Raw genomic sequence first — 3,911 nt, 5'->3', positions numbered from 1 at the left:
CATTAAAATAAGCCTCACCTTTTAGGTTTAATTCCCTTTTTTTATTCCATTTATTAGCTTTAAATGTAATTTCAGAATCAGTATTTAAATTAACTTTAGAATTGTCGGGTAATTCAAAATTAATTTTTTCAGCAAGTTGAGTGTTATAATTGGTCTCTTTATTTGAAACAAAATAATAGACTGAAAAGAAAATTGCTAACATAGCAGCAACCCTGTATGAATATGTTAAAAAGTTACCCTTTTTTACTTTTGATTTCTTTTGGCGACGAGATTTCATGTTCTTTAATGCTTCTTCTGCATTAAAGCTAGGAGCATCGAATTGGTTTGTTGAAGCAATTATTTTTTTATAGGAATGTAACTCTTCTTCACTTATATGTTTTAAGAGTTCTTCTTCAGTTATTTCATTATTAAGCCATTTGGCTAAAAAATAATTTTGTTCCATATTATTATAACATTTCAAAATAAGTTTACCCTACCTTGTATTAAATATTTCCTATTTCTTTTCTAAGATTTATCAAAGAATTATGAATTCTTTTTTCTACAGCTTTTATTGAAATTCCTAAAATTTCAGCAATTTCCCTATACTTTTTTCCATCAATTCTATTCATTAAAAAAGCAGTTCTTTGAGCTTCGGTTAAGTTAGCTATTGCTTTTTGTAGCTTACTACCAAATTCTTTTTCTTCCAATAAAAACTCAGGAGACTCATTAGTATAATCTTTTGGTAACGAGTTTTTAAAGTTTAAAACAACGTTGGATTTAGAATAAGCGTTTAAAAACAAATTATTAGCAATGGTAAACAAAAATGATTTTGCTTTTCCAGGAAGTACTTTACTACAATTACTCCAAAATTTTAAAAAAGAATCTTGCACCAAATCGTTAGCCATATCAAAATCTCCACACTTATAATAAATAAAATTATGTAGTAATTTAGAATGATTTAGGAAAAAATCACTAAATTTTTTTTCATTACAAAAGTCTGTTTCCTTCTTTATATCCATTAATTTTAAATAAGTTTGTTTAAAATTCCTATGTAAATATAATTTTTTTTTAGAACAAGGTAGGGTATTTCAAATTGAAATTGTTACTATAATAAACCCACAAAACATTTTATTATGAAAACAAAAATTACAGTACTATTTTTAAGTCTATTCATAGCGCTATTAACGTCTTGTCAAACTGAAGTGTCAGAAATTATTCAACCACCAGAAAATGAAGCCTTACAGGCAAATACTACAGTGGCTACTTTAGTTCAAAAAACAGCAACAAAAGATGGTTCAATAGATAATATAATTGATAATGCAAGCTGTATTAGTGTTCAGTTACCTGTAACTGTTAATGTTAACGGATTAGAAATAATTATTGACTCAGAAGATGATTTTGATGTGATTGAAGCCATTTTTGATGAATTTGATGATGATTATGATAGTTTAGATATTATTTTTCCTATTGTAATAATATTAAGCGATTTTTCTGAAATTAATATTGCTAATGTTGATGAATTAGAAAGTTTTATTGATCAATGTGAAGGTGAAAATGAATTTGATGATGATATTGAATGTATAGATTTTATATACCCAATAACATTATCTATTTTCGATTCTGAAAATCAATTAGCAGAAACAATAACTGTTGAAAATGATGAAGATTTTTATCACCTTATTGATGAAATTGAAGACTACCACATTGTACAAATAAATTTCCCAATCTCTGTTGAACTTTATGATGGTACAATTTTATCTATAAATGATATGGAAGAACTTGAAAATGCAATTGATGATGCCGATGGAATGTGTGATGAAGATGATGATAATGATTATGATGATGATGATTGTGACGACTGTACAGAAGAACAAATTAGAAACTTATTAGTATTGTGTAGCTGGACTGTTGACAAAATTATTGTGAACGATTTAGATAAAACAGAACAATACACAAATTTTGTATTTACATACTTTGAAGATGGATCAGTTGTAGCTAAAGCCGGTGGAAACGAAATTATTGGAACTTGGATAGTTGAAACTACCATGGATGAAATTATAGTTAAATTAGAATTTGATAATTTTTCTGACTTTTCATTTAACTGGGTGTTATATGAAATTGAAGATGATAATGAAATAGAGTTACGCTTTGAAGACAATAAACTTGAATTTGAAAAAAGATGCATTGATGAGAACAGTGAATTAGTTGATATTTTAAAGGAAGGTACTTGGATAGTTGCAAACTTTACGGATGATGGTGAAAATTACACAAATGAATACCATGATTTTGTGTTTGATTTTAAAGAAAATTTTATTGTAACAGCTACTAAAAATGACGATGTTGTAAACGGAACTTGGGCAGTTATTTATGATGATGGTAAATTAAAATTAGAACTGGATTTTGGAGAAACAACACCTTTTGATGAGTTAAATGATGACTGGGTAGTAGTTGAAATTGAAAATTTAAGAGTTGAAGTAAATGACTTAGATGATGATGGAAATGAAGAAAGTAACTTAGTTTTTGAACGTAATAATTAACCCCCTTTTTTGTTTTAATGTACCAAAGCCACTTAAAAAGTGGCTTTGGTTTTTTAATATAGTAATTAAGGATTAGCATGTTAATTGGCAGTAAACTTCCATAATTACACTAATATATTTTGAAGTATGTATTTAGGATGTTTACCAAAAAGCATTTTAATTATTAACAAATTATAATTATATTGCTATCCTACCAAATAATCAGCTATGTTAGAGTTATCAGGCATTATAATTTTAGGAATAATTGCACAATGGTTTGCTTGGAAACTAAAAATTCCTGCAATTTTACCATTAATTTTAATAGGCTTATTTGTTGGGCCCTTGTCAACCTTTATTTCTGCAGATGGCACCAAATGGATTGAGCCTGTTTGGAATGGTGTTGAAGGGTTATTTCCAGGTGAGAGGATATATAATTTTGTCTCATTATCTATTAGTATTATTTTATTTGAAGGTGGCTTAACTTTAAAGAAAGATGAAATTTTAAATGTAGGCCCATCTATTGTAAAACTAATTACTTTAGGCTCTTTGGTTACTTTTTTAGGTGCTGGTATTGCCACGCACTATATCTTTGATTTATCTTGGGCAATTTCATTTCTTTTTGCTGCTTTAATAATCGTAACGGGGCCAACTGTAATTGGACCAATTTTAAGAAATATACCATTAAAAAAAGACATATCTGCTGTATTGAAATGGGAAGGAATTTTAATTGATCCAATTGGAGCATTAGTAGCCGTTTTAGTTTTTGAGTTTATTAGTATTGAAGGAGGTTATGAATATACAAAAGATGCGTTAGTTGAATTTGGGAAAATAGTAATTATTGGACTTTCAATTGGTTTTACTTCAGCTTACGCCTTGTTTTATGCCTTAAAATTTAAGCTCATTCCGCATTATTTATTAAACGTAATAACTTTAGCAGGAGTCTTAGCTGTTTTTGTTTTAGCTGATTTGTTCGCACATGAATCTGGATTATTGGCAGTGGTAGTTATGGGAATGGTATTGGGTAACCTCAAAGTTGCTGAGCTTAAAGAAATACTATATTTTAAAGAATCAATCAGTATACTTTTAATATCTATTTTATTTATTCTGTTGGCAGCAAACATGAATATTGAAGATATGATGTTGTTGTATAGATGGGAAACACTCGTATTATTTGCAATAGTGATTTTTGTGCTTAGGCCAATAGGCGTTTTTTTAAGCACTGCTAATTCAGGTTTAAAATTCAATGAGAAATTATTTATAAGTTGGGTGGGTCCTAGAGGAATTGTAGCCGCAGGAATCGCATCATTATTTGGTATTAAATTAATTATGCTAAAAGTACCAGGTGCTGAATATATTACTCCTTTAGTATTTATGATTGTTCTTGGAACGGTTTTATTAAACGCAACAACAGCTCGT

Annotated in this window: 4 protein-coding genes; 2 read left to right on the top strand and 2 right to left on the bottom strand. The window is 28.6% G+C overall.

The annotated features are described in order from the left end of the window. Together HKP59_RS08920 and HKP59_RS08915 are read right to left on the bottom strand one after the other, a co-directional pair. The coding region (locus HKP59_RS08920; protein WP_291805908.1) for a FecR family protein at positions 1-442 on the bottom strand (442 nt) is incomplete at its 3' end. A gap of 40 nt (positions 443-482) precedes the next feature. Then, positions 483-998, bottom strand: coding sequence for an RNA polymerase sigma factor (locus HKP59_RS08915; protein WP_291805905.1), 516 nt, complete (start codon positions 996-998; stop codon positions 483-485). Between the two features lie 114 nt (positions 999-1,112). On the opposite strand from HKP59_RS08915, the gene HKP59_RS08910 reads away from it, so the two are divergent. Then, the gene (locus HKP59_RS08910; RefSeq protein ID WP_291805903.1) at positions 1,113-2,516 is read left to right on the top strand and encodes a hypothetical protein; all 1,404 of its coding nucleotides are present in this window, start codon (positions 1,113-1,115) and stop codon (positions 2,514-2,516) included. 207 nt (positions 2,517-2,723) lie between these two features. Then, a partial coding sequence (locus tag HKP59_RS08905) for a sodium:proton antiporter (RefSeq protein WP_291805901.1) occupies positions 2,724-3,911 on the top strand: 1,188 nt, incomplete at its 3' end.

The sequence above is a fragment of the Lutibacter sp. genome (assembly GCF_013041805.1).
GTDB lineage: Bacteria > Bacteroidota > Bacteroidia > Flavobacteriales > Flavobacteriaceae > Lutibacter.
The sequence above is the reverse complement of the archived record's forward strand: the minus strand, read 5'-3'. Positions and strand labels throughout refer to the sequence as shown.